The organism is Anaerolineae bacterium, assembly GCA_016931895.1.
GTDB lineage: Bacteria > Chloroflexota > Anaerolineae > 4572-78 > J111 > JAFGNV01.
Window position 1 is genome coordinate 1 of the sequence record JAFGDY010000081.1, and the last position, 2,945, is coordinate 2,945.

General features: G+C 50.8%; 3 protein-coding genes. 2 read left to right on the forward strand and 1 reads right to left on the reverse strand.

Going from position 1 to position 2,945, the window contains the following annotated elements:
* Positions 1 to 672, forward strand: a 672-nt coding sequence (locus tag JW953_06380; GenBank protein MBN1992312.1) for a hypothetical protein, incomplete at its 5' end; no start/stop codon positions are given.
* Between the two features lie 37 nt (positions 673 to 709).
* Positions 710 to 1,987, forward strand: a complete 1,278-nt coding sequence (locus JW953_06385) for an AGE family epimerase/isomerase (protein MBN1992313.1) — start codon at positions 710 to 712, stop codon at positions 1,985 to 1,987.
* A gap of 298 nt (positions 1,988 to 2,285) precedes the next feature.
* Here JW953_06385 and JW953_06390 read toward each other — a convergent pair whose 3' ends face one another.
* Positions 2,286 to 2,594 (reverse strand): hypothetical protein, encoded by a 309-nt coding sequence (locus JW953_06390; GenBank protein MBN1992314.1) that lies wholly within the window; start codon positions 2,592 to 2,594, stop codon positions 2,286 to 2,288.
* Between the last annotated feature and the right edge of the window lie 351 nt (positions 2,595 to 2,945).

Genomic DNA, 2,945 nt, shown 5'->3' on the forward strand with positions numbered 1-2,945 from the left:
ACCATTCAAGGTCAACTTGAGGGCGAGCAACTGCCTGAACGTAAATCCAAAATTCGTCATGTGGGCTTTCCACCCGACCAGGCTGCCGCGCCTGACGTGGTATACCTGATCTATGCGCTTGGTTTGGCCCGAAACCATCGTATCTTGCCAATCTGGCAGCGCATCGTAGATTTATTGGCCTCTGCCACGGCAGAGGAAATCATGGATCGACGGAAGGGCTTTTATTACTATGTAACGGCCGTGTGTTATGGCGCAGAACGGCTGGGCGACCCGGCGGCAATTTCTATCCTGAAAAAACTACATAGCTATCCCCCCTTTTACAATCAAGTCTCTGTCAGTGGTTTCCAGGTTAATTATTTAAAGGAACGCCTGGCATTTCTTGAGTTATTGATTGGTAGAGCGTTGGCCCGCTGTGGCAGCCCGGATGGATTTATCATTCTCATCAATTACCTCAATGATGCCAGAGCGCTTCTGGCAGAACATGCGCATACCGAACTCATTGCCATTACCGGGCAAGATTTTGGCAAAAATATGGCCGCCTGGAGCCAATGGCTTGAAGGCGAAGGTGAAAAGCTGAAACCTAAGCCGTGGTTGGCGCCCACTGAACCAATGGCAGCCTGGGACCAGGTTATCCTGAAAGCAGTTGATGACCCGGACCGCTCGATGGCGTAATGCAGCGAAAGAATAAACAAAAGCCGGAGTCTTAAAAATGACAGTCTCAATAGAAAAACTCACTTTACTGCATGATGAACTCAAACAGCACCTTGAACAGGGCCTTATCCCCTTTTGGCTGGAACGCAGCCACGATGCCCAATATGGCGGTTTTTTAACCAACTTTAACGAACAGGGTCATTCCCTGGACACGCCCGAAAAATACCTCAACACCCAATGCCGGCTTATCTGGTGGTTTTCTACATTGTATCGCCATTACCCGCGTCAGGCCGAGGCCAGAAAACTGGCCGGGCAAGGGGTTGACTTTTTAATTGAGCACCTCTGGGACAGGCGACACGGCGGTTGGGCCTGGAAGGTCAGGCGCGATGGGGCCGCCCTCGATGAAGGCAAAGTGGTTTACGGCCAATCGTTTGCTATCTACGCCCTGTCGGCATATACCCTGGCCACCAACGACCCGCGCGGCCTGGATTACGCCGCTCAAACCTTTGACCTGCTGCAAAAATACTGCGCCGATACCTGCCACGGCGGCTATTACGAGAATTTGGAACCCGACTGGACGGTTGCCCCGGGTGGTTTTACCGCCGGTGATCGTAAGGGTCTGGACACCCACATGCACCTGATGGAAGCCTTTACCACCCTCTATGCCGCTTCGGGCCAGAACATCCACCGGCGCAAGCTGCTGGAAATAACCGATCTGATTGTTAAGTATATGATTGATCCCCTCACCGGCTGCGGCCGTAATCAGTTCACCCTGGATTTCCAACCTGTCCCGGCCATTGCCGTCCACCGCACCTGGAACGCCGAACGCGCCGGCGAAGCCCCGGCCAGTCCCACCGACACCACCTCCTACGGCCACAATGTCGAACTGGCCTCGCTGATGAACCATGCTTTGCAAACCGCCCAGGCAGACGTGTCGCCTTACCGGCCACTGATGTATAAACTGCTTGATCACGCGGTGAAACACGGCGTAGACTGGGAATACGGCGGCATTTACCGTGATGGCCTGGCCGGGGGCGAGGCGCTGATAAAAGACAAGGAGTTTTGGCAAAACGCCGAGGTGCTGGTGGGCTTTTTAGATGGCTTTGAAACTTTTGCCGAAGACCGCTTTTGGGACGCCTTTGAAACCGTGTGGCGTTTTGTGGACAAGTATATGATTATTCACGAGGTAGGCGAGTGGCGCACTCTACTTAACCGCCAAGGCCAGGCCATAGACCCCAACATCGGCAATCCCTGGAAAGTGGCCTATCACACGGGGCGCTCAATGTTAGAGTGCGTAACGCGCTTAAAACGGATGGTGTTGGCGCGTGAAGAATAAATAATAATGAGAGGCGTATGTTACAACCTCATCTTAGAGCGTGCCTTAAAAGTTATATCAAATAAAATTTGGCTCTGAAGGAAGTAGATAAATCAGGTAGTTATGATAAACTGAGAGCAGGCAAAAAACATAATTCAAATCAAGAAAGGAACAAAGAAGAATGACCCCAAAAACCACGTGGGGTGCAAAAACCTCGTCCAGCAAGATTTTCTCGAGAAGATGAAGCCCAAACCTGCCTTGTTGACCATCTATGATAAAATGATGCCTCATCATTTTCATAGGAGCAGGCCGAATTTGTTCAACAACAGACATAATTTAGCCCGACAATCCAGCGATGGTTCGAAATACCTTTCTGGCCAATCTGTTTTTTACTACGACCTTCGCGGATGGGGTGGATCAGTTCAATACCGTAGCTGTCAATCAGCCCAAGCAAGGTCAATTCGGCCATAAACCGAGTGGTCAAGGGTTGATGGCTAGCAAACAACCGAAACAGACGGGGCCGCTCGGGTAAATTGGGAAACAAAGCCCGATAATCACGCTTCAGCCAACGATAGAAGGCGCGTCCCTCGCCCCCAACCAACTTCCACCGGTCCGGTTCAGCAGACAATAATCTTGGGCTTCCTCAGTGACTACTACCGTGGATCAGATCAAACTGCCCTCTGCCCGGCTTGAATAAGCGCCGCTTGACATGTAATTTCCTCACCTTCCTGACCCCCTTTCAGGGATATCTTTCCTATGCTTTGGTAAGCTGTTTCTGCCCTTTTGAAGGCGTCAATATTTCCACAAATGTAAAGATCCGCTCCGAAATCACTCGAGATGGACCTATTCAATTCCCACTCTATTGAGGCTTCCTTGTTCAGGGAGCCCTGATCTGTCAAGCGACAACTAGAAAGTTACACCGATGACAATTAGAAATGCCCATGTAATTGTCGTTGCCTCATAAAAAACCTTACCAATC

What these genes read in the sequence shown, in the direction of transcription:
- JW953_06385 (MBN1992313.1), top strand. Translation starts at nt 710, where the DNA reads ATGACAGTCTCAATAGAAAAACTCACTTTACTGCATGATGAACTCAAA.